This is a genomic window from Candidatus Mancarchaeum acidiphilum, from assembly GCF_002214165.1.
Taxonomy (GTDB): domain Archaea; phylum Micrarchaeota; class Micrarchaeia; order Micrarchaeales; family Micrarchaeaceae; genus Mancarchaeum; species Mancarchaeum acidiphilum.
Window position 1 is genome coordinate 542,464 of record NZ_CP019964.1, and the last position, 22,257, is coordinate 564,720.

At 43.6% G+C, this 22,257-nt stretch carries 16 protein-coding genes and 2 tRNA genes; 8 read left to right on the plus strand and 10 right to left on the minus strand.

Features of this window, described 5'->3' with window-relative positions:
* Positions 1–110 precede the first annotated feature (110 nt).
* The 4 genes from Mia14_RS02880 (at position 111) to Mia14_RS02895 (ending at position 6,176) form a co-directional block, all read left to right on the plus strand.
* The gene (locus tag Mia14_RS02880) at positions 111–1,427 is read left to right on the plus strand and encodes an ammonium transporter (protein ID WP_088820164.1); all 1,317 of its coding nucleotides are present in this window, start codon (positions 111–113) and stop codon (positions 1,425–1,427) included.
* A gap of 108 nt (positions 1,428–1,535) precedes the next feature.
* On the plus strand, positions 1,536–3,950 hold the full coding sequence (locus tag Mia14_RS02885; RefSeq protein WP_088820165.1) for a plasma-membrane proton-efflux P-type ATPase: 2,415 nt from the start codon (positions 1,536–1,538) through the stop codon (positions 3,948–3,950).
* Between the two features lie 88 nt (positions 3,951–4,038).
* Complete coding sequence (uppS, locus tag Mia14_RS02890; RefSeq protein WP_232780233.1) at positions 4,039–4,746, plus strand: polyprenyl diphosphate synthase; 708 nt, start codon at positions 4,039–4,041, stop codon at positions 4,744–4,746.
* Between the two features lie 98 nt (positions 4,747–4,844).
* The gene (locus Mia14_RS02895; RefSeq protein ID WP_088820167.1) at positions 4,845–6,176 is read left to right on the plus strand and encodes an ATP-binding protein; all 1,332 of its coding nucleotides are present in this window, start codon (positions 4,845–4,847) and stop codon (positions 6,174–6,176) included.
* Positions 6,177–6,506: 330 nt separating this feature from the next.
* Here Mia14_RS02895 and Mia14_RS02900 read toward each other — a convergent pair.
* A tRNA-Ala gene (locus Mia14_RS02900) sits at positions 6,507–6,578 on the minus strand.
* A 165-nt stretch (positions 6,579–6,743) separates the two neighbouring features.
* On the opposite strand from Mia14_RS02900, the gene Mia14_RS02905 reads away from it, so the two are divergent.
* Positions 6,744–7,463, plus strand: coding sequence for a 3'-5' exonuclease (locus tag Mia14_RS02905; RefSeq protein ID WP_088820168.1), 720 nt, complete (start codon positions 6,744–6,746; stop codon positions 7,461–7,463).
* A gap of 1 nt (position 7,464) precedes the next feature.
* On the opposite strand, the gene trpS is transcribed toward Mia14_RS02905, so the two are convergent.
* The gene (trpS, locus tag Mia14_RS02910; RefSeq protein ID WP_088820169.1) at positions 7,465–8,622 is read right to left on the minus strand and encodes a tryptophan--tRNA ligase; all 1,158 of its coding nucleotides are present in this window, start codon (positions 8,620–8,622) and stop codon (positions 7,465–7,467) included.
* Positions 8,623–8,821: 199 nt separating this feature from the next.
* Here trpS and Mia14_RS02915 point away from each other — a divergent pair, with 199 nt between their 5' ends.
* Positions 8,822–10,147, plus strand: a complete 1,326-nt coding sequence (locus tag Mia14_RS02915; RefSeq protein WP_088820170.1) for an APC family permease — start codon at positions 8,822–8,824, stop codon at positions 10,145–10,147.
* Positions 10,148–10,162: 15 nt separating this feature from the next.
* On the plus strand, positions 10,163–10,870 hold the full coding sequence (locus Mia14_RS02920; protein WP_088820171.1) for an alpha/beta fold hydrolase: 708 nt from the start codon (positions 10,163–10,165) through the stop codon (positions 10,868–10,870).
* 22 nt (positions 10,871–10,892) lie between these two features.
* Here the strand turns inward: Mia14_RS02920 and Mia14_RS02925 are convergent, their stop codons facing one another.
* From Mia14_RS02925 to Mia14_RS02945, 5 genes are all read right to left on the minus strand, one after another.
* Positions 10,893–11,522 (minus strand): DUF488 domain-containing protein, encoded by a 630-nt coding sequence (locus tag Mia14_RS02925; RefSeq protein WP_157891442.1) that lies wholly within the window; start codon positions 11,520–11,522, stop codon positions 10,893–10,895.
* A gap of 33 nt (positions 11,523–11,555) precedes the next feature.
* Positions 11,556–12,797: a glycosyltransferase gene (locus Mia14_RS02930; protein WP_088820173.1), complete on the minus strand. Its 1,242-nt coding sequence runs from the start codon at positions 12,795–12,797 to the stop codon at positions 11,556–11,558.
* A gap of 155 nt (positions 12,798–12,952) precedes the next feature.
* Positions 12,953–13,024 (minus strand) — tRNA-Val (locus Mia14_RS02935).
* Between the two features lie 84 nt (positions 13,025–13,108).
* The gene (locus Mia14_RS02940) at positions 13,109–14,020 is read right to left on the minus strand and encodes a ribonuclease Z (RefSeq protein ID WP_088820174.1); all 912 of its coding nucleotides are present in this window, start codon (positions 14,018–14,020) and stop codon (positions 13,109–13,111) included.
* A gap of 48 nt (positions 14,021–14,068) precedes the next feature.
* Positions 14,069–16,225: a CDC48 family AAA ATPase gene (locus Mia14_RS02945; protein WP_269799403.1), complete on the minus strand. Its 2,157-nt coding sequence runs from the start codon at positions 16,223–16,225 to the stop codon at positions 14,069–14,071.
* 576 nt (positions 16,226–16,801) lie between these two features.
* On the opposite strand from Mia14_RS02945, the gene Mia14_RS02955 reads away from it, so the two are divergent.
* Positions 16,802–17,653 carry an isopentenyl phosphate kinase gene (locus Mia14_RS02955; RefSeq protein ID WP_157891443.1) on the plus strand — a complete coding sequence of 284 codons (852 nt, stop codon included), beginning with the start codon at positions 16,802–16,804 and terminating at the stop codon, positions 17,651–17,653.
* Between the two features lie 334 nt (positions 17,654–17,987).
* On the opposite strand, the gene Mia14_RS02960 is transcribed toward Mia14_RS02955, so the two are convergent.
* The 3 genes from Mia14_RS02960 to Mia14_RS02970 all read right to left on the minus strand — a co-directional run bounded on the left by Mia14_RS02960 (position 17,988) and on the right by Mia14_RS02970 (position 22,224).
* Complete coding sequence (locus Mia14_RS02960; protein ID WP_198539371.1) at positions 17,988–20,093, minus strand: DEAD/DEAH box helicase; 2,106 nt, start codon at positions 20,091–20,093, stop codon at positions 17,988–17,990.
* Between the two features lie 17 nt (positions 20,094–20,110).
* Positions 20,111–20,653 carry a dCTP deaminase gene (dcd, locus tag Mia14_RS02965; RefSeq protein ID WP_088820177.1) on the minus strand — a complete coding sequence of 181 codons (543 nt, stop codon included), beginning with the start codon at positions 20,651–20,653 and terminating at the stop codon, positions 20,111–20,113.
* Positions 20,654–20,769: 116 nt separating this feature from the next.
* On the minus strand, positions 20,770–22,224 hold the full coding sequence (locus Mia14_RS02970) for an RtcB family protein (protein ID WP_088820178.1): 1,455 nt from the start codon (positions 22,222–22,224) through the stop codon (positions 20,770–20,772).
* Positions 22,225–22,257: the final 33 nt, after the last annotated feature.

The window sequence follows — 22,257 nt, forward strand, 5'->3', positions numbered from 1 at the left end:
GAATGCTTTAGGGATACCAATATAAAAGTTAATATCCAATTTAGCAGAGTGCAGGTAAAACTTTTAAGCTTGGACTGCAATTGCATTTATCATAGCTTTTGGATGGTAACATGGTTTTGGAAATCGTGCCTAATTTAGTAAACAACCTTTGGGTAGTTGTTGCCGCGCTGCTTGTTTTCATCATGACTATTGCAGTAGGGTTTCTTGAGATAGGGGAACTTGGAAAGCATTACAGCAGGGCCTTGGTAAAGACTATAATAATAACGGTATCAGCGATATTCATAATGGCTATCATAGGGTTCAATACCGCGTTTGCTCCTACAGTATATGGAGTAATAGGAAATCCGTTTTACGGGCCTGGGCTGCTTTTAGGCGAATTCTCATCCAACGCACAAGGTTTGTTGACTGGCGTTTGGTGGTCGATGGGTCCAAAATATTTCAACACGGGGTTGGCTACAGGCTCGTACTTTTTGTTTGAGGCGGCATTCGCATCGGTCACCTTTGCATTGGTGAGCGTAATCGTCTTGAAGAAGGTCAAGATGAAGGCATTGGCTCTATTCTCGATAGCTTATTTTATATTGATATGGAACTTGCCAGCAGCCTGGATCTGGAACCCTACAGGGTGGCTGTATCTTATGGGCATGAGGGACTTCGCAGGTGGGCTTGTGGTGCATGCCGCCGCAGGAGCGGCAGGGCTTGCCATAGTTCTGGAGATATGGCTTGAAGAAAAGAAGAGAGGGTTCAAGCAGAGCCCGAAGGTCGGCATAAAGCTCAATAAGAGCTGGCTGGCCTTGGGAATACTTCTGCTTTGGATGGGATGGTTCGGATTCAACCCTGGAAGCGTCCTTGCTTTCAACTCCAGCGCATTGACCGTCGTGCTTACAACTTTCCTTGCTGCGTCTTCGGCTGCAGTTTCTACTATGGGATTCAAATGGCTAAAAGACAGGGCTAAGCCGGATATAGCCTATGGAGTTAATGGGATATTGATGGGGCTGATAATTATAACTCCGCTTGCGGGGTTTGTGAGTCCTGGAAGCGCAATAGTCCTTGGGCTTATCGGAGGGCCTTTGTTCCTTGCTGCAGAGCGGTATTTTTCAAAGGCTAAAGGGTTTACGGATCCTGTAGGCCTGTTCCCGGGGCACTTGGTTGGGGGTATTTTTGGAGTGCTGATGATTGCGTTCTTTACGCAGCATTCGTTTGCCGCAGCTTCTGGTAATGGCATACTTCCCAATGGGCTATTATTTGGCGGAGGGCTGAGCGCATTGCACCAGCTTGGGATTGAGGCTTTTGGGATAATAGTAGTGTTTGCGGCAGTGTTCCTGCTATCGTTTGCTTTCATATGGCTGATAGCAAAATGCATAGGTGGAATAACCGATTCCGCCTATTACAAGGAGATCAAAAGCGCTAAGGCAGGTCACAGGAATTAGCCGGCTGCCCATAACCATCGCATTGGGATTCTGTTGACCCGCGGTGGTTGATATAGAACCTCATGCTTGAACGTATGTAATATATACTTTTATTGAGAAAGAGAAATTATGGTCGCGGATTTGAAGGACCTCACTTCGGATGAGCTTGTAAAGAAGCTTGAATCTGATTATGAAAAAGGGCTTTCTGAAGATGAGGAGAAGAAAAGGCTGGAGCAGTATGGCTATAACCAGTTCACTGAGGAGAAGCAGAATTTTGTACTCCTTTTCCTGAAAAAGTTCTACGGCCCTGTCCAGCTCCTCCTTTGGCTTATAATAGTTATATCATTCCTCCTAAATCACATGCACACGTTCTACATCGTGATTGCGCTTCTTGTTTTCAATGCTGTGGTCGGGTTCTTTGAAGAGTACCGGGCGGACAAGTCGGTCGATGCACTGAAGAGCAGGCTTTCGCCAACGGCAAGGGTAAAGCGCTCCGGATCCTGGGTGATGGTGCCAACAAACCTCATAGTTCCCGGTGACATAGTAAGGATACGCCTCGGGGACATAGTGCCTGCGGATGCAAAGGTGATTGAAGGCAATTCCCTTGAAATAGACGAATCTATATTGAATGGCGAATCCCTCCCTAAGGACAAGGCCAAGGACGATACTTTATATGAAGGAAGCATAGTTAAGAGAGGGGAAGGTACTGCCATCGTATTTGGCACTGGGTACAATACATTTTATGGAAGGACTGCAAAGCTGGTCCAGCATGCAAAGCCCAAATCGCATTTGGAGACCGCTATAATGGGAATAGTGAAATACCTCATAGCAGGGGATATCGCAATAATACTTGTGATGTTCGGCTATGGGGTGTTTGTGCTGCATACTGCAATAACCGTGCTGCTTCCATTCCTCCTTGTCATGTTCATCGCATCCGTTCCTGTAGCGCTTTCTGCCGCATTTACAGTTTCGATGGCTCTTGGGACACAGAGGCTTGCTTCAAAATCGATATTGGTTACAAAGCTGGAGGCAATTGAAGAAACCTCAAATATGGATGTACTCTGCATGGACAAGACCGGCACCTTGACGATGAACAAGATAACCGTCAAGGACACTTACCCGTATAAATGCGGTGTTGGTGACATACTGAGGTATGCCTACGATTCGTCAAGGGAAGAAGACAACGACCCCATAGACAATGCGGTTATTGACTACTGCAAATCGAATAAGATAAAGCCCGACAAGCAGGAGAATTTCCTACCTTTTGACCCATCATTGAAAAGGACCGAAGCGATAATAGACGAAAATGGCAAAAAGTACAAGGTGGCGAAAGGGGCAGCCCATGTTATAATCGCGATGAGCGGCAACCTTTCCGCTGATGACCTTGATTCATACAAGAAAAAGCTGCTTGAATTTGCAAATAATGGATTTAGGACTATTGCAGTTGCGACCAATGAGGACCTTGAAAGCAAGGACAGCAGCAACTGGTCTTTCAAAGGCTTCGTGGCACTTTACGATCCACCAAGGCCTGATTCAAAAGAGCTGATAAAAGAGCTTCACTCCCTTGGGGTTGGAACTAAGATGATAACCGGGGACAACATAGCGGTGGCTACACAGATATCAAACCAGCTAGGCATAGGCAATAACATAATTGACCTCACCGCATCCGAGAAGGAAGGCAACAAAAAGGCTCTTGAAGAGATGATAGAGAAGGCGAACGGATTCGCAGATGTATACCCTGAAGACAAATACCAGATTGTAAAGTCATTGCAGAATTACAAGCATATAGTTGGAATGACTGGTGACGGGGTCAATGATGCACCCGCATTGAAGCAGGCGGAAGTTGGCATTGCCGTTTCCAACGCTACCGACGTGGCGAAGAGCGCTGCCGCTTTGGTACTGACCAAAAACGGCATTGAGGTAATAACCAACGCGATAAAGGAGAGCAGAAGGATATTCAGGAGGATGGTAACGTATTCTATGGTAAAGATAAGCAAGGTATTCCAGATAATAGGGTTCATAGCCATAATCTATATCGCCTTGCATTACATAGCGATATCTCCATTCCTCCTTGTGCTGCTCATATTCACAAATGATATAGTCAACATAGCAATATCGACGGACAATGAGAATTACTCGTCAAGCCCGAATGCATGGAACGTTCGCTCCATAATGTCGGTATCGATGATAATAGGGTTCCTGCTTATAGCGCAATCTCTGTTGCTCCTGCCTGTGGAATTTGACCTGCTGCACCTCACGGTCCTTCAGTTTGAGACAGCGACATTCATAATGTTCGACATATCCGACAACTTCATGGTCTACAATATAAGGTCAAAGCGTCCGTTCTGGAAAAGCAGGCCGAGCAACACATTATTGTTGTCGTCAGTATTTGGAATCGGCTTGGGCCTTGCCCTGGCCCTTTCCGGGACGTTCATGGCGGCCATACCCTTGGAAATGGCGGGATTCATAATAGCATTCGCGGTCATATTCCTATTCGTGATAGATGCGGCGAAGTACAGGCTTTTTAAGCATTTGGGGGTATAAATTCAGCAGCAATAAAATAGTAATAAATATATTAATGTACTATATAATCTGTAAATTGAGCCTTTTAAAGGCCTATAGTGGTTGTTTGATGCAGAATAATTATCTTCCTCGCAGTGTGGCCATAATACCAGACGGCAATAGGAGGTGGGCAAAGTCCCATAAGCTACAATTGATGCGTGGTTATGACATAGGTATAAACAAGGCTATAAGCGTAAGCCTTTGGCTGAATAAGCTTGGGATAAAGGAGCTTTCAATATGGGCACTTTCAACTGAAAATGTGAAGAACAGGAGCAAAGACGAGCTTAAGCTTCTTTACAGCCTTTACAAGAGAACTTCCACCGATCCTAAAGTCATAAGCAAGTTCAACAAGAATAATGCAAAGGTCGTATTGGTCGGGGACCTTAAAATACTTCCTGCGGACGTAAGGCGTGACCTAAGGTCATTGGAAAAAGCAACCTCGAAGAATAACGACCTAAGGATAAACCTCATGATAGGTTATGGGGGGCAGGAGGAACTAGTGCATGCAGTCAAAAGGCTGCTGGCAGATAGGATAAAAAGAAGGATAAAGACGATAAATGAATCGATATTTAGGACTTACCTTAGATCCGCATGCCTTATAGACCCTGATCTTATAATAAGGACATCTGGAGAGATGAGGCTTTCCGGATTTCTTCCATGGCAATCCGCATACTCGGAGCTTTATTTTGTAAACAAGTACTGGCCAGACTTCAACGAAAAGGACCTCAAGGAGGCAATCGAGGAGTATTCAAGGAGGAGCAGGCGTTACGGCAAGTGAGCTTAAGGATACACTTTTTCTTATTTTGTATGAGATTAATGTAAATTTGATATTTGAATATCAAAATGCTTAAATAATTTGATATTCTAATATCAAATATGGACTTAAGCAGAATCGCAAACCAGAACCCTTGGTGGAATGATCGCTCTGCGATAGAAAAAGACGAAAAGGTAAAAACCGTCCTGGATACCAAAGGCAGAATAGACGTGCAGCTCAAAGAGGAAAATCAGGTGCTGGTTGGCCCAAGGCAGCTTGGAAAAACCACAGCGTTGAAATATGATATTTACAAGAAGATAACAAAGGAACATACCGACCCAAAACACTTAATGTACTATTCATTTGATACATCAAGGAACTTTGAGGATATATCCGAAGTGATGAGCGCTTTTGTAAACGCAACCAGCGGCAAGTCCTTCCTTTATCTGGATGAAGTCAGCTTCGTTGATGGATGGCAGAGAGCGGTAAAGTCCTTCCTTGACTCGAAGGAATCCTCAAACTCAATATTGTACATAACAGGATCTTCTTCAATAAATCTCAAAAAGGAACTGATGCCGGGAAGGGATATAAAATTCATCGAATTTATGCCTCTTTCTTTCAGGGAATTTTTGATCAGCTTTGGAAGCGAAAGCCTTAAGCAATTTTTAGGGAAAAATAAGGCCACAGATTTAAAATCTGCAATTGAATTGGCCGAAAGATCAATGGCTTATTTCGAAGAAATAGGCAGCTTGTTTAAAATATACCTGAATACTGGCGGATACCCAGATGCGATATTTGATTATATGACAAATGGGTATGTCAGGGATTCCATATACGACATCCATTGGAATGCCTTTGTATCGGATATAAGCAAAGCGGGCAAAAGCATTGAGATAGCTACTGCCGTTGTATACGGATTAGTTGAAAGCTATTCATCAAAGGTGAATCTTTCCCGGATAGCACAGATGCAGGGCATAAAATCGCATGTAACTGTGAGGGAGTACCTTGAGATGCTTGATGATCTGTTCACTATAAAAAGCATTTTTCCAATTGCGGAAAAGAAATATGTATTCAGGAAGGACAGGAAGGTTTATTTCGATGATCCTTTTCTGTATAATTTGTTCGCAAAGAAGCTTAATATAATTGGCAAGAACGCAGAGTCAAAGAAGGTTGAAGGGGTCATTTTCAATAGCTTATACCGTTTTGCAAATAAGGGCAAACAGATATCGGAGCCGAAGGTTAAAGTTGGGTTTTATTCAGGTAAAAAGGAGGTCGACTTTGTAGTTAATGGGTTTGGATTTGAAGCAAAGTGGCAGAATGATGTTTCACACAGGGATTTTCCTAATATTGATATAAGGAATAAGATTCTTTTAAGCAAGGGAACCTTCAAAATAGATAATGATGTAGACAAAGCCAAAATCCTCCCTGCTTCTCTTTTTCTTGCAACTTTGTGATTAGTTGCAAAGATGGAATTCATTTATCCATTATAATTTTTAAATCAAATAAAAGATCTTGAATTATATTGTTACATACAGGAATAGCCAAACGATTATCGGGACTGTAAGGTTATCATAATTTGATTGAGTAAATGCTTCTGCAACAGTTCCAATTATAGCTGCCACAGCTATCCAAACAATATCTATTACAGCAAGAAACTTGTAATTGACGATGCTTGGGAAAAGCAGGATCTTTGTTTTACTTCTCCAATCGCCATAGCTAGTTAATGTAAATTAAAAAGTCCTGGAGCAGTTAGACAATTATATGAAGGGTAGGTCAGCTAAAAATGGACTTGGCGGGGATCGCACCCGCGGCCTTCTCGTTGCGAACGAGACGCTCTACTACTGAGCCACAAGCCCGCATTATTTGTTACGCAGTTTAAGATTTATATCGTAATTATTATAGCTTTTTCTGTACTCAAATATGCTTTACAGGAGAATTCTGTATAAAACAACTTAATATTCTGTTTACATTGCAATAATATTATATATAACCTCATTTATATTAGTTTAAAGTGGTAACAGATGGCGCTCGCTATAATAGACTGTGAAACCACTGGATTGAAGTGGTACAAGAACGGCATCGTCAGCCTAGGGGCTGTAGATATTACTTCTGATGACAAATTCTACGAAGAATGCAGGGTCGAAGATGATATAGAAGTTGACGAAACCTCACTGCTTGTCAATGGCTTCAAGGATGCGGATGTCAAGGATCCGAGCAAGAAAAGCGAATCCGAAGTGCTTAAAAGCTTCATCAACTGGTGCAAGTACCACAGCGTTAATATGATATCGGGATTCAATGTGGAATTCGATATATCATTTCTCTATGGGATAGCAAAAAGGGGCAATGTGGACTTTGCGGCTTTTCCCAAATACTATTTCGATATAAAATCAATATTCGAGAGAAATGTGCTCATGGACATAAGCAAGAGGCCGATGGTTAACGAGGTGTGCGCTAAGTATGGAATAGATGTAGGCACTCCTCCATATGTGCATGTTTCAATGGACAAGACATTGAAATTCTACAATATAGATGAGGATGAGCCAAAGCCGCACCTTGCGATAAATGGTGCCGTATTCGCAACTGAATTGTATTTCTTGATGAAATACAAAACCCACTACATATCAAGGTTCTCGAACTCGGAGATACCCGACTACCTCAATGCGCTTAAGTTTGATTTCGGCCCTCCCTTAAAGGTTGAAAACCTTATAAGGTCAATAGAGCTAAAGCTTAAGTCCGTTTAGCTCAAGAGAATATGCCAAGCTTCTCTATTACGGAATCCAAATCAATCTCCTCATTTACCATTATTGACTTCTTAATGTCCTTCGCAGTGACCTTGCTGTAGTTTTCCTTGAATTTTTCAGTCCTTTCAAGAACCTTCTCTAGAAGGAGCTTCTTCATCTCCCCGCTCAGTACCCTGCCATGCCTGTAATCGTCATAGAGCTTCTCTGCCTCGTCCTTGTCAAGGAACAGGTACTTCAAGTAAAGGTATGATATGTCGATTTCCGGTATCCCTCCTAATTTCCTATGCTCGTCCACGCTCGCCCTTCCACCGCTAAATGCATTCAGAACTATTTTCTTTATCGCTTTTTCGTCGTCCAATAGGAACACCGCATTCCCCTTTGATTTTGACATCTTTGAATCGCCATCAAATCCGGGCATGAACCTTGAATGTAGAACTGCGACCTTTTCATAACCGAACTTTGGAGCGAGGTCCCTTGACACCCTTATATGGGCATCCTCATCGGGGCCTATTGGGACCAGTATGTTCCTTATCCCAAGGGTCTGTGGGAATATGACATGGGCTGACTGTATGGCTGGATAGAAATGCAGTCCTGTGTTCTGGTCGTTTGTATAGCCGTATACATCCTTGACCTCCGACATTGTAATGCCCCTTGAAAGCTTTATAGCCAAATTGTATATGTTGGTGTAAATCTGGTCTATTATGAAATGGGTCTTGTTTTTGTCGTATCCATAAGCTATCAAAGACCTTATCAGCTTGAGGGAGTTGACAAGCCCGTCCTTCTGGTCCTTTATCTTCCCGGAAACATAGCTCTCATCATCGGATAAAGGCACAAAGATGTCCATACCATATTCCTTCTGGAAGAACAGGTTGGTGTCGAACACGCCTATATGCCCTATGTGTATGCTGGCACTGGGATTGAACCCTGAGACTATTGCGGATTTTTCGTGCTTGTTCAGCCTCTCCATGAACACATCAAAATCCCTGTGCGAATACATAAGCCCGTTCTTAAACGTGTAGAAGGCTGGAAGGCTCATGTCCTTTAGCTTCTTGGCTCCAAAAAGCCCGATCAATTTCTCATTGTCGGCCGACATCTTCTTGTCAAATTCGACTATCTGCTTCTTTTCTTCATCAGTATAATCTTTGTAATTATCAGGCATGATACCACAGTAGTAGTTTGCAGTGAAAGATTATAACTATTTTGTGTGGAAGAGGGAAAACGAATTTGTTTCTGCTTGCGCCTTTTGCTATGGCCTGCCTTAATCCTTTATTGAGGTTAACGAAAGTTTAATATACTTTCGAGTTTGATTTTATCCTTGTATAATGAGATTTTTTATTCCTGCAATCCTGTGATCTATTATGGCAAAGAATAACAAACAGATAAGTTTGTGGGTTGCCACTGCTGTGGGCCTTGGCGCAATAATAGGGGCGGGCATATTCGTGCTCAGCGGTACTGCCATTGCATTGGCGGGGGCTTACTCGCTGATAGCTTTTATACTTGTTGGAGTTCTGGCTGTAATAATAGCAATGGAATTTGGGGAATTGGGATCGATAATGCCCCATGCAAAAGGTGCTTCATTCTCATATGCTTATGAGGCTTTTGGCAGCGAGCTTGGATTCATAGTTGGAATACTGATGTATTTCAGCTTCGCGACTGCGATATCCGCAATTGCATTGGGATTTGGATCCTATGCAACAAGCCTCCTTGGGGTTGCAAGCCATTCATATTCGGTGATGTTCGCCATACTATTGATTTTCATACTGTCGATAGTCAATATAATAGGCATCAAGAAAGCGGCCAAGGCAGACTCGTTCCTTGTCATGATAAAGCTTGGCATATTGACCCTTTTTATAGTTGCTGCGATGGCCCTGGCTTATTCATCGCATATTTTTGCCGCTTCCAATTTCTCTGTTACAAAATCCACGGGAACGATAGCCGCCATATTCGCTGCCAGCATAGCTGTGTTCTTCGCATATTCGGGGTTCCAATCGATATCTACCATGACCTCTGATGTTAAGGGGGGAAGTAAAGCTGCAGGGAAAGCGATAGTGCTCTCTGTAGTGATAAGCATGATATTCTATGTATTGGTAGTGATCGCAATGATGATGATGGTGCCTGCATCAAAGTTTACGATTTCTGCTGACCCTCTTTCATTTGCGCTTCAATATGCGCATGCACCTTATGCTCTATTCGTTATAGTTGGTATAGGGGCACTGATAGCGACAACATCGGCTACGCTTGCTATGATACTTACATCTTCAAGAGTGCTTTACCAGATAAGCGACAACAAGCTGCTGCCTAAAGCGTTGAGGAAGTACGACAAGAAGAAAGATGTCGCAATAAACGGGGTCATAATATCGTCCGTGATAGGGGTAGTGATGCTTTTCTCGGGAAACATCTACATAATAGCAGCAATAAGCAACTTTGGGCTCCTTCTCTCGTACTTGATATCCAGCTTTGCGCTTATACACTTCAGGAGGAACAACAAGGAGGGGATATTCCGCACTCCGTTGTATCCATATTCAACAATAGCCGGCATAATACTGCTTGGCCTTTTCATAGCGGGGATGCCGAGGGAAGCCCTTGACATAGGAGTACTGCTTATACTTGGATTGCTCATGGCATACTACTTCCTTGTGGAATTCAAGCGCAAGAAAGTAATAAGGGAAGAGATCTTCAAGTAGCTTTGAGGTATAAGCATGAAAGAAACAATAGATAGGATGGAGGCCGATACGTCTTTTGGAAAGATATTCTACCTTCATCGCAATGGGGATTTGCCTCTGCTGTTCATACATGGATTGGGGGCTATTTCAAACAACTGGCTCCCTCTCTTTGATAAACTGGATGACAGATTTGAGCTTATAGCGCTTGACTTATTGGGGCATGGAAGATCGGCAAAGCCCAATATTGAATACACTTTGGATGTGCAGTGCAAGGCAATAGACGAGCTGCTTGGCGGTATTGGCATAAATGATCCATTTGCAATCATCGGAAACTCGTATGGCGGTGAGATAGCAGCGAGCTATTCAATAAACCACATGGCTCCGAAGTACCTTGTGCTTGTGGATTCTTCATTGGCAGGCATTAACAGCATGGACAGCTCCGATATAGATGCCTTCCTGAAAAAGCTTGACGCGATAGAGCCGGGGAATGACCTCGGTATAATGAGGAACATCATAATGAACTCAGAAGAAAGCGGAGTGCATCTCGACGATCTGAAGAATATCGATTCAAAGACGCTTATAATATGGGGCAGCGATGATCCGGAGATAGATGTAAAATATGCAGGTATGATAAAAAATAGCATAGAAGGAAGCTCGCTGTACCTTATAGATAAAGGAGGGCATGCGCCGATGATAAGCAAACCAGACGAGGTATCGGATATAATAAACAAGAACTTGATTTGACTTGAAATGCTGGGATCTGGCTTTATCTTTGCTTCCGCTCTTGCTTTCTTTTCTTTGCATTTACCCTGGATCTTTTTGTGACCTTATTGGTCTTGTAAACTGGATAAAATATCCGGAGCCCTGACACCTTTGCAAACTTTGTCAGGATGTGCTTCTTTGGAGTATACTCATCAAGCAGATGATATACTACCTTGTGCCTTATGAACAATGCATCTGCTATAAGGTACCTGTGGCATTCGGTAGGCAGCTTCTCATTGCATATTATCAGCAGGTTGTGGTCCTTCAGCTTCACTATCAACTTGTTCAGGCCATTGACAAAATCTGGTGTCTGCATGTAATCCGCATACGTCTTGAACATATGGTTCTTCCACCCCGAATTCATCATAAGGCTTTTTGCATTCTTGTACTTTGAGGACAGGTCTACTGAGTGGGTATACTTTACTTTTGAATTTTCAAGTATGCCTGCAAGGTTGTCCTTTTCCAGTTCTGAGTTGTCGGAGGTTTCCGGATTGAACCTAACATCAACCACTTCCTTGATATTGTACCTCTTTATTATGCTTAGCAGCTTGTCGGCTTTTGATCCCAATATGCCAAATGTATATATTGAATGCTTGCTTTTTGCCGCATTTTTGTCCGAATCAGTTTTCTCCATGATAATCATTCATTTTATTTATTGGTCGATGCTTTACCTTGTCAGCCAGCTCCTCTGCTTCCACAAAGTGAATAATCCGTAGAATGATGCAAAGAACATCATTAACAATGCTACCCCTCCCAAAACAAGCGTCTTCTTCTTTCTCTTGTTCTTGCTAAGCCTAAGGTATACCGCAACCGCAAGGATAAATACGGCAAAGGCATCCAATATCGATGTCAACGTATATATGAACCTGCCAAATCCCATCCTGGCAAAGTTCGCGGTTATGAAGCTGTAAAACATTCCCGTATCCCTGAAGACAAATCCCAGCCCGTGTACAAGGTAGAAATCCAACCTCATCAAGCCTAATACGAGCACGAATATCGGAAGTATGTAAAGGTACATCATCTCAAAGGTGTAGAAGAGCCCTCTTTTGGAGTATGCCCTTTCTGAGAACTCTTTGAAGAAATACAGGTACCCTGCCCTGGCCCACCGTATCATCTGCTTCCAAAACTGCTTGAAGTTCTTCTGCGATTCGGTCTTGACATAAACGTCATAATCTATAATCTGCTTATATCCAAGCTTTGCCACATGGCTTGTTATATGCCTATCCTCGGCAAGGTTGCTCTTTATCCCGAATATGACATTCTCTCGGTACTCCTCTGAATTAAGGAAGTCCTTTATAAGATCTGTCCTGTACATTGCGCATCTTCCATCAAGGACCATCACTGATCCGGAATATGCCATAGCCCTGAACATGACCTCCTTCATTTTCTCAAAGAACTCTGCGGAATAAGATATCCAATTGTTCTTCAGCCTTATTGATACACCTACTCCAACACCTCCTATGCTAGGTCCAAATTTGGAGATAAGGCTTTTTACGGTATTCCTTGGTATTACTGTATCGCTATCGACAAAAAGCACGTATTTTGTGTTTACGTAATTTATTGCGGTTGAAAGCCCTTTCCTCTTTCCTTCCCTAACCTGCTTGTATATAAAAGTGCCTCCATAAGATTCTGTGATTGATTTGTACGGCTCATAGCTTGAATCTCCTATTACAATCATATTTGATTTCTGGTTCGCGATTGATTTTATGCATCGCTCAAATGTCTTTGGATTCTCGTTGTAGACGGGAACGACTATTGTGACGTCCTTGTACGTGTCCGTAGTGTTAATTGACTTTGACCTGTAGTTATATTTTACCGAACGCCTTGCATTTATGGTATAATAGCATATAGATATGATTCCAAATACAGTGTAAAGCAGCAGTATAATAGGATATATGTGGAACAACATTACACCTGCAATTTGCAATTGCACGTATGATTATATTGTCAAGCTTAAAAATTTATTCATTTATTCCTTGATGTTAATGGCAAAATCTGTGATGCTACAGGATTGGCGGTTTGACTGGATCTGATAAGTATATGGTTATACTTTTAAAAGCAGGATGGGCCCGCGGAGGATCGGACTCCGGATCTTTACCTTGTCAAGGTAACGTCTTACCACTGGACTACGAGCCCTTGTTTAAAAGTTGCAAAAAGAATTCCACTTTCACATTAATATATTTTTCTATGGATTTTGGTATTTTGGACTGATATATTTATTCATATGCTTAACTTCATTCCGTCTTTTGCGGCTATCGTGTTCTTGAATATTGTTCTTGACTGGCGGACAAGCTGTGAAGTGCTCTTGTATCGTGTGCTGAAATGTATAAGCATGAGCTCCTTTGCGCCTGCCTTTATCGCTATATTCGCTGCATCGGTTGCCGTTGAATGCATCCTATCTGCTGCAAGATCCTTGAACTCGTCCGTATATGTTGCCTCGTGTATGAGCAGGTCAACCCCAGCGGATGCCTTTATTGTCCCTTCTGTTGGCATTGTATCGGTTGCGTAAACTATCTTCTTCCCTATCTTTGGGATTGATACATCCTCTATCCTTACCTCCTTTGGCAAGCTTGAACCTTCATCAGGCTTTACCGTAATCTTGCCTTTTTCCAAAAGCTCCCTATACATCTTCCCTTTTATCCCAAGGCTGTCGCACTTTTCTTTTATGAAGTTCAGACTGTCATTTTCGGCTATCCTGTACCCATATGAAGCTATTGAATGCTTCAGTTCGAATGCAGTGACGTTTATCGATTTGTTTCTGTAAATCTCCCCTGGCACTATCGGGATTACGTTTATTTCGTATCTTGGTCTGAAGCTGTCAAATCTTGCAAGCGCTTCTATCCTGTCTTCATAACCCTTTGGCACGTATATGCTGAGCGGGTAGTCCCTTCCGTATAAGTCCAGGCTCCTAAGCATCCCCGGAAGCCCGAATATATGGTCTCCATGGGTATGGGTTATGAATATGGCCCTTACCTTGAACATATTGGCATCGGATTTCAGCATCTGCCTCTGCGTCCCTTCCCCGCAGTCGAACAGGTATAAATCGCCTTCGTTCTCAACTGCAACGGCGGCAAGCCCTCTTGATTTGGTTGGTGCTGCACCGGATGTACCAAGAACTGTCAGTTTAAACATCGTAATCGCACTTTTCTCCTCATTTGGATGCAGCGGGCGAAGTTCCCTTCACCTGTACATCAAGTCAGGCTCCGACTTGAATTTCTGTATCCTTTCAGCAAGCTCCCTAGGCACTGTTGGCTTGACCTCTACCAAAGCCTTGTCGAAATCATCCTTTGTCACCTTGGACTCCTTGTTCCTTATCGCATTCATTCCTGCCTCCCTTACAAGGTTCTCTATCTCGGCTCCTGTGTATCCGTCTGTTATCTTGGCAACCTCCTCTAAGTCAACCTCTTTTGCCAAAGGCATCTTGGACGTATGCACCTTGAGTATGGCAAGCCTTGTAGGCTCATCAGGCATAGGTATGTCTATTATCTTGTCGAACCTTCCAGGCCTCAGCAAGGCGGGATCCAGCACATCAGGGCGGTTTGTGGCCGCGATTACAATCACATTCTTCATGTCCTTGAGCCCATCCATCTCGGTCAGCAGCGTGTCGACAACAAGCTCGCTTACCCTTGAGCTCTCGCTGTCTCCTCCCCTCAAATAGCCTATCGAATCTATTTCGTCTATGAATATTATGCATGGTGCTGCCATCCTCGCTTTCCTGAATATCTCGCGTACTGCTTTTTCGCTTTCCCCTACGTACTTGTTGAGTATCTCAGGGCCTTTTATAGATATGAAGTTTGCCTCCCTTTCTGTAGCGACCGCCTTTGCAAGCATCGTCTTTCCGGTTCCTGGAGGCCCTATAAGCAATGCACCTTTTACCGGCCTTATACCTATCTTCTCAAAGGCTTCCGGATCCTTTATAGGCAGTTCCACCGCTTCCTTAATCTCTGCCTTTACCTTCTCCAACCCGCCTATATCACTCCAGTGTACATTAGGCCTCTCAACGAATACCTCTCTCAATGCACTTGGCTGTATGCTGTTGAATGCCTCCAAGAAGTCCTGGTTGCTTACCTTTAGGTTCATGAGAAGTTCATTTGAAACTTCATTCTTGTCGAGAACTTCAGGCAGTATCCTTCTCAGGGTTGACATTGCCGCTTCCCTCGCCAATGCTGCAAGGTCCGCTCCTGTATACCCGTGTGTTATGTTCGCTATGTTGTCTATATCAACACCCTTGTCCAAAGGCATGTTCCTAGTGTGTATCTGTATTATCTCCTTTCTTGCATTCCTGTCCGGAACACCTATCTCTATCTCCCTGTCGAACCTTCCAGGCCTTCTTAAAGCGGCATCTATTGCATCAGGCCTGTTCGTTGCTCCTACAACTATCACCTGTCCTCTCGAGCTCATCCCATCCATCAATGTCAACAGCTGGGAGACCATCCTCCTCTCAACCTCATTTGTGGCCTCTTCCCTCTTTGGCGCTATCGCATCGATCTCGTCCATGAATATTATAGTTGGGGCCTTTTCCTTGGCCTCCTCGAATATGCCTCTCAGGCGCTCCTCGCTCTCTCCGACAAACTTGCTTACCAGTTCAGGCCCTGATATGTCTATGAAGTTCGCATCGCTCTCGTTTGCTACGGCCTTTGCAAGCAGAGTCTTTCCGGTACCTGGAGCGCCATATAGAAGGACGCCTTTTGGCGGCTCTATTCCAAGCCTTTCAAAGAGCTCTGGATACCTTATTGGCAGCTCAACCATCTCCCTTATCTTCTGGATCTCCGTCTTCAGACCTCCAATGTCTTCGTAATGGACATCGCCTATCTTGACCGCGGATTCCGATACCGATTCAGATCTTACTACAATCTCCGTGTTTGGTGTAACTTTTACAACACCGTGTGGTATTACCTGTGCGACTACAAACTTGAATGCGTACCTGAACATCGGTATCGGGATTATATCCCCTTTCATTAAAGGCTTGTTCTCAAGCTTGCTCTTTGCGTAATCCTCGAAATCTGGGGGCACTGGGGTTGTCTGGTTCTTTGGAGGGGCAATCACGATCTTTGTTGCCTCTGACACATTGGCTTTTGACACAAACACTTTGTCCCCGATCCCAACGCCTATGTTTTCCCTGATCCATCCGTCAACCCTTATAAAGTTTAGTCCTTCGTCTTGTTGGGGGGCTTGCCACACGATCGCTGCCGTGGATCTGCGCTTGCCTTTTATCTCTACTATGTCTCCCGATACTACATTAAGCAGCTTGCGGGCTTTCGAATCCATCCTGGCAATGCCTCTTCCGTCATCAGTAACCAAAGCCCCTACAGCTGTAAGCTCTATCCCATCTACCAAAAAATCACCATTTAGAAATTATAGCCTTGCCTCAAATCTGAAATTCAAAGCATAAACTTAATTACATATATTTACCTGATAACTTTTATAAATACATTTCTATTGCAATTTTTACCGATTGGGCAAAATTGATTGATGTGCAAAGTATACGCCTCTTCCGTACTTTTGCTTCAGATAATTGAAAGAAAAAGATAGCTATGGGTCAAATAAAAAAATTAAACCATAAATATTTCTTAGTTTATTTCTGTGGAGTTACTAAAGAGAAGAATTACTCATCGTCTTCGTCGTCTTCTTCATCTTCTTCGTCTTCGTCGTCTTCTTCGTCTTCGTCTTCTTCATCTTCTTCGTCGTCTCCTTTCATCTTGGCTGCTACCATCTTTATGCACCAATTCACTTATATAACAGAAAATTATAAAAATCTTTCACAGAAGGTGCGATTAGGAATTTAGGTAACAAAAATAAAAGAAGGGTATAAATTAGTTGACTATCCGCCTTTGAAACAATTCAGTTTTGGAAATGAATCGTTTATTAACGAATATCGGGATTATTTCTAAATTTAATCCTCTGTTAATACACATGGATTATAAAGGCATTATTATGGAGCCACTGGTATTTTTAAAATTAGGAGGAGGCACAATAACCTACGACAGTAGGGAAAGCACCCCAAGGATAGATGTAATAGACAGACTGCTTTCCGAGATCAAAAAGGCAAAGGAAGAGCATGGATTCGACTTGATATTGGGCCATGGCAGCGGCTCTTACGCACACGTGCCGGCATCAAAGTACAAGGTAAATGAAGGGCTTAAATACGAGTTCAGCAGAATGGGGGCCACTGTAACCTGCAATACTGCAAAGGCACTGAACACGGTAATCATTGAGGAAGCGATTAAAATAGGGCTTGACACTTATCCATTTTCTCCATCGAGCTTTGCCTACGCCGGCAATGGAAGGATAATAAAAGGAGTCACTGACGGAATAAGAAAATCGCTAGAATCCGGATTCACTCCTGTGGTATATGGGGATGTTCTCATAGATGACGTTAAAGGCGTAACGATTGCGTCCACTGAAGAAGTTTTCAATTTCCTTTCTACTGAGTTTGGTCCTGATAAAATAATCATAGGCGCCGATGTTGATGGAGTATTTGACTCTAACCCAACCCAGAATGCAAATGCAAAGAAGATAGATAGGGTAGACAATTCAAACATAGACACCATACTTAAAGGTGCATCTGGTTCAAACAAGTCTTTCGATGTTACAGGAGGGATGCATACAAAAGTTGAAATGCTTTATAATATGGTTAAAGGGGTAAATGAGAAATTTGGGAAACCTTCAATTGGGTATATAGGAAATGCCGCAAAGGAAGGGGTAATAGGAAAACTGCTTTCCGGAAAACCAGTAAATGAGTGCACCGAATTCAGCTACCGCTAATTTATTCAATTATAAGAGAAGCATAAAATGCTTCACGGTGTGGAATTGGTTAGGAAATTATAATCAGGTCCGCATGCATTTCTGCATGCGGGGTGGATATGGTGTGGTGTTTGAAAAACACGCGCAGATATAGATTAATACTAACTATTATATAAGTCTTTCGGTTTGTTCGATTTTTGGTTATTGGGTTTTTATACCTATGCTATTTGCATTAGGGTTTGGTTATCAATATACATGCAATAGATACGCTTTAAGATGGAGGAGGAAGGGTTTTTGCTGCTTTATCCACCCATATCCTGTGCTTTAATTTTTACAAAATATATATTTGTAAAAGCTACTCGAGTTGGCTGTAAACCTTCTTTGCAATCTCCCTGCCAAGAAGGATGCTCACCTTCTCAGGATTTTTCCTTATGTCCTCAATTGTCTTTATCCCGTTGTTGAATAGCTTCCTTGCCCTTACCCTTCCTATCTGCTCAAGCCTTACCAGGTCCAAGAGCTCATCCTTTATTCCATACCTAAGCCTTACCCTTGTCTCAACAAGAAGATGTGTAGGCATCTTAAGGATCCTTGATATCTCGGCAGCCGCATATATAAGCCAATCGATGTTCGATATCTTTGCGTACATAGCTCCTGGGGTTGTATGATACCCTTTCATTATTGCATCTTCATCCTCCTCGCTTATCCAGTCGCTCAGCATCATTGCAGTGCTGAATGCCGCTACAGGATCATAATAAGAGTAACTGGCTTCCATCGAGTACAATTCGGGGTTAAGGCTCTTGTAGTAGACAAACTTTGACTCAGCCTCCTCAGTTACGTATACATATGGCCTCATCTCTATAGTATTGCAAAGTATGTAAAGCAGGCCTATCGAATCTGTCGCCTTTCCTACGCTGTCCATTATCCACTTTGCGGAAAGAGGGTCTATGTAGAGCTCGCTTATCCTCTTTCCAAGCTTTGTAGCTACATATGAACTGCTGTGCTCCTCTACGAAATTCCAATCTGTCAAGCTTGAGATTACCTGGTCTATGAAGGTGTCCATGTTCGTGCTGCCGTATTGGTATCCATAGAATGTGTTTGATAGGAACTTTGAGATTTCGGGCTTTGAGTTTAGGAAATCCTCGGCTATGAAAGACAATATATGCATCCTGAGGACCGGCATGACTCCCAGCTTTGATTCAATTGGCTCCGGGTCCGCTGCTATGTACCTCTCGTAAAGCGGCATCAGGTTGTATTTCTCCTTTGCTATGACCAGCGCTCTTCCTTCAGTGTCGTATGCGGGCCTTCCCGCCCTTCCGAACAGCTGCATTACCTCGTTTACTCCAACATAGGCATTGCCCTCCTCGCTGTGCTTGTGGAGGTCCCTGACCAGAACCGTATGGGCGGGGAGGTTTACCCCTAGCCCTAAGGTGGTTGTAGCACATATCGCCTTTATTAAATTTGACTTGAATGCATCCTCTACATAGGCTTTTTGGGCTGACATCAATCCGGAATGGTGGAAGGCTATGCCGTTTCTTATCAATGACGCTTCCTTCCTGCACTGCGTTGTCGGGGAGTCTAGGACATTCTCCACTTTGTCGGCTATCTCCGCAAGCTTCGCTTTTTCATCCTCTGTCAATACGGCTTTTGTAACGCTTGAGAGCTTGACCGCACTGGACTCGGCATTGCGCTTTGAATAGAAGAAGCTGAGCATCTGCTTCCCTTTGTGCAGCGTGTCCTCTAGCACTCTCGCTTCCGGCACTTTGCTGCTCCCGTCCATCTCGTATACTTCCTGGCTGTACCCGTCATAGTAGTAAATCGAGTTTGAGAATACTATTCCCTTGAGCAACTTTACGGGCCTGTAATCGCTGGTCACAAGTTCCGCTCCTATCCATTTCGCCAATTCCTCCGGATTCCCTATCGTGGCGCTCAATCCGACCAGCTGTATCTCCTTGTACATTGAGAGCTTTGTTATGATTACCTCCAATACCGGACCTCTTGAGTAGTCATCTACCATATGTATTTCGTCGAATACCACACACCCGACGGAAGGCAGCCAGTCAATCTTGTGCCTGAGCAGGCTGTCAAATTTTTCTGTAGAGACAAATATCATATCGTATTCTGCAAGCCAAGGATCCCCCGAATCAAGGTCCCCCATTGATATTGCAGCTTTTATATAAGGGTATGCTTTGGTAAACTCGTTGAATTTCTCCGATACAAGGGCCTTCATTGGGCCTATGTATATTGCCTTCTTGCCTTTCGCGAGTATTGAGTATACCGCAGCCAATTCGCCTATCAGGGTCTTGCCGCTGGCTGTTGGAGAGGCTACCATTATGTTGCTGCCCTTAAGCAGGCCTTTCTCTATCGCTTCAGCCTGCGGCGGGGTGAACTCTTTTATACCTCTGGAACGCAGGGATTCCATCATTGCAGATGGAACCAAATCCGATATAAAATCTATCTTCATGTCTATCATATGCTTTTTCAGTTTTTACCAAGCACTTGCGGCAGCTTTATCCCTTTCTGCATATTGTAATTCCCATTGTAAACCTTGCCGGTCTTGTTGTTGAGCTTTTCCAGTATTATGTGCGCAAAGCGCTGCCCCGGCCTCAGCAGGATCTTGTAAGGCGCGTTGTTGACAACCTCCAACGTGATCGTGCCGTTGAACCCCGCATCTATTATAGTTGGCGGCATTGACAGCCCATGCCTTGCCCATGTGCTCCTTAGTTCAACAAATCCTGCTACATCGTCAGGCATGCTTATGCTTTCATATGTGGAAAGAAGCACCTGCTCGTGCGGATTTATAACTATCTCTTTAAGGGTTTTATCAAGTTTGTAGCTCCCCTTTATCATATTTTCATCGGTTGGATCAAGGACAAATGATTCGTCAAAGGCCTTGTGCCTTGCAACCTCATCGGCAAGCCTGAAATCTATGCCGTTTTCCCTGATGCTGTCATCAGTAAGCGGCTCGATTGTGAGCCTCTTCTGGGAAACCATGCTTTTTATATCGAAATCGGAAAGTATCATGAAACCACTATATTAGAATTAGTATGAGATTATATAAATTGGTTTTGTGGCATCCGATTATCTATAGGTAAAAACAGTGATTCACGCAAATATAGAATAAGGGCAAAAAGGAAGATTTATCCTTTTGCCACTCCCAACGGGGTCATCCTTGCAACTATGTTGGATATCTTTGCACCTGCTATGGATTTCACAACTTCATCAACATCCTTGTAGGCCCACTCTGATTCCTCGCTCACCAGCTTCCTGTTCCTTACCCTTATCTCTATGTGCTTGTCCTTCATCGTGTTGAATGTCTTTGATTCTGGTATCTCGCGTATCGCTTCGTGCCTTGACATCTTTCTTCCGGATCCGTGGCATGATGACCCAAAGCTTTCAAGCATTGCTTCCTCCCTTCCTGCCAGTATGTAGCTTGCTGTTCCCATGCTTCCAGGTATAATGACAGGCTGCCCATAATCCCTGTATATCTTTGGAATCTCAATGCGGCCTGGCCCGAATGCCCTTGTCGCCCCTTTCCTGTGCACATATACCTTCTTTCTCTTGCCGTCTACTATGTGCTCTTCCTCTTTCGCTATATTGTGGGCAACATCATATACAAGGTCCATTCCCAAAGCGTCAGCGCTCTTACCGAAAACCTCCTCAAAGCTTTTCCTTATCGAGTTTGTCATTATCTGGCGGTTTACAAATGCAAAATTGACCGCGGATTTCATCGCAGCCAGATAGTCGTTCGCCTCCTTGCTTCCTATATAGGCATAGCTAAGCTCAGGGTCCGCAAGGGTTATGTTGTGGCTCTTCTGGTAATCGCTGAGCACTCTCAGGTAATCGCTGCACACCTGATGCCCATAGCCCCGCGATCCGCTGTGCACCATAACCACTACCTGCCCTTCCTTTATACCGAATGCATCCGCAAGCCTTTGGTCAAGGACCTTTTCTACTTTCTGCACCTCTAGGAAATGGTTGCCTGCCCCTAAGGTGCCCAATTCGTGGAGGCCCCTTTTCTTTGCCAATGCGCTTACTTTGTCGGGATCAGCGCCTTCCATGCTTCCGTTCTCCTCAATACGGTCTACGTCATCCTTGAATCCATAGCCTTTGTCTATTATGTAGCGTGCACCTTCGACCGCAACCTTCTCCAAATCCTGCGGTGTAAATCCAAGCCTTATTACGCTTCCGACCCCGCTTGGCACATTCTTGAACAATGTATCCATCAAAGGCTTTATCTTCGGCTTTATATCCTCTTCGGTAAGATCTGTCTTTATGAGCCTTACTCCACAGTTTATGTCAAACCCTATCGCTCCGGGTGATATTATTCCGTTGTCCGCATCAAATGCTGCAACTCCCCCTACCGGAAATCCATAGCCTTCATGCCCATCCGGCATGACAAGCATAGAATTTACAAGCGATGGCATAGATGCAGCGTTCTTTGCCTGCATTAATGTCCTGTCCCTCTTCATGTATCCGATTATCTCTTCGCTTGCGAATATCTTTACGGGCTTTGAATTCTCATCGCCTTTTATCTGCCAGGTAAATTCATCAATCTTCTCCACTTCTGGAGGCTTTACATTATTGTTTTCCATATTATCATCTTTAAACTGAATGCAATAAAGATT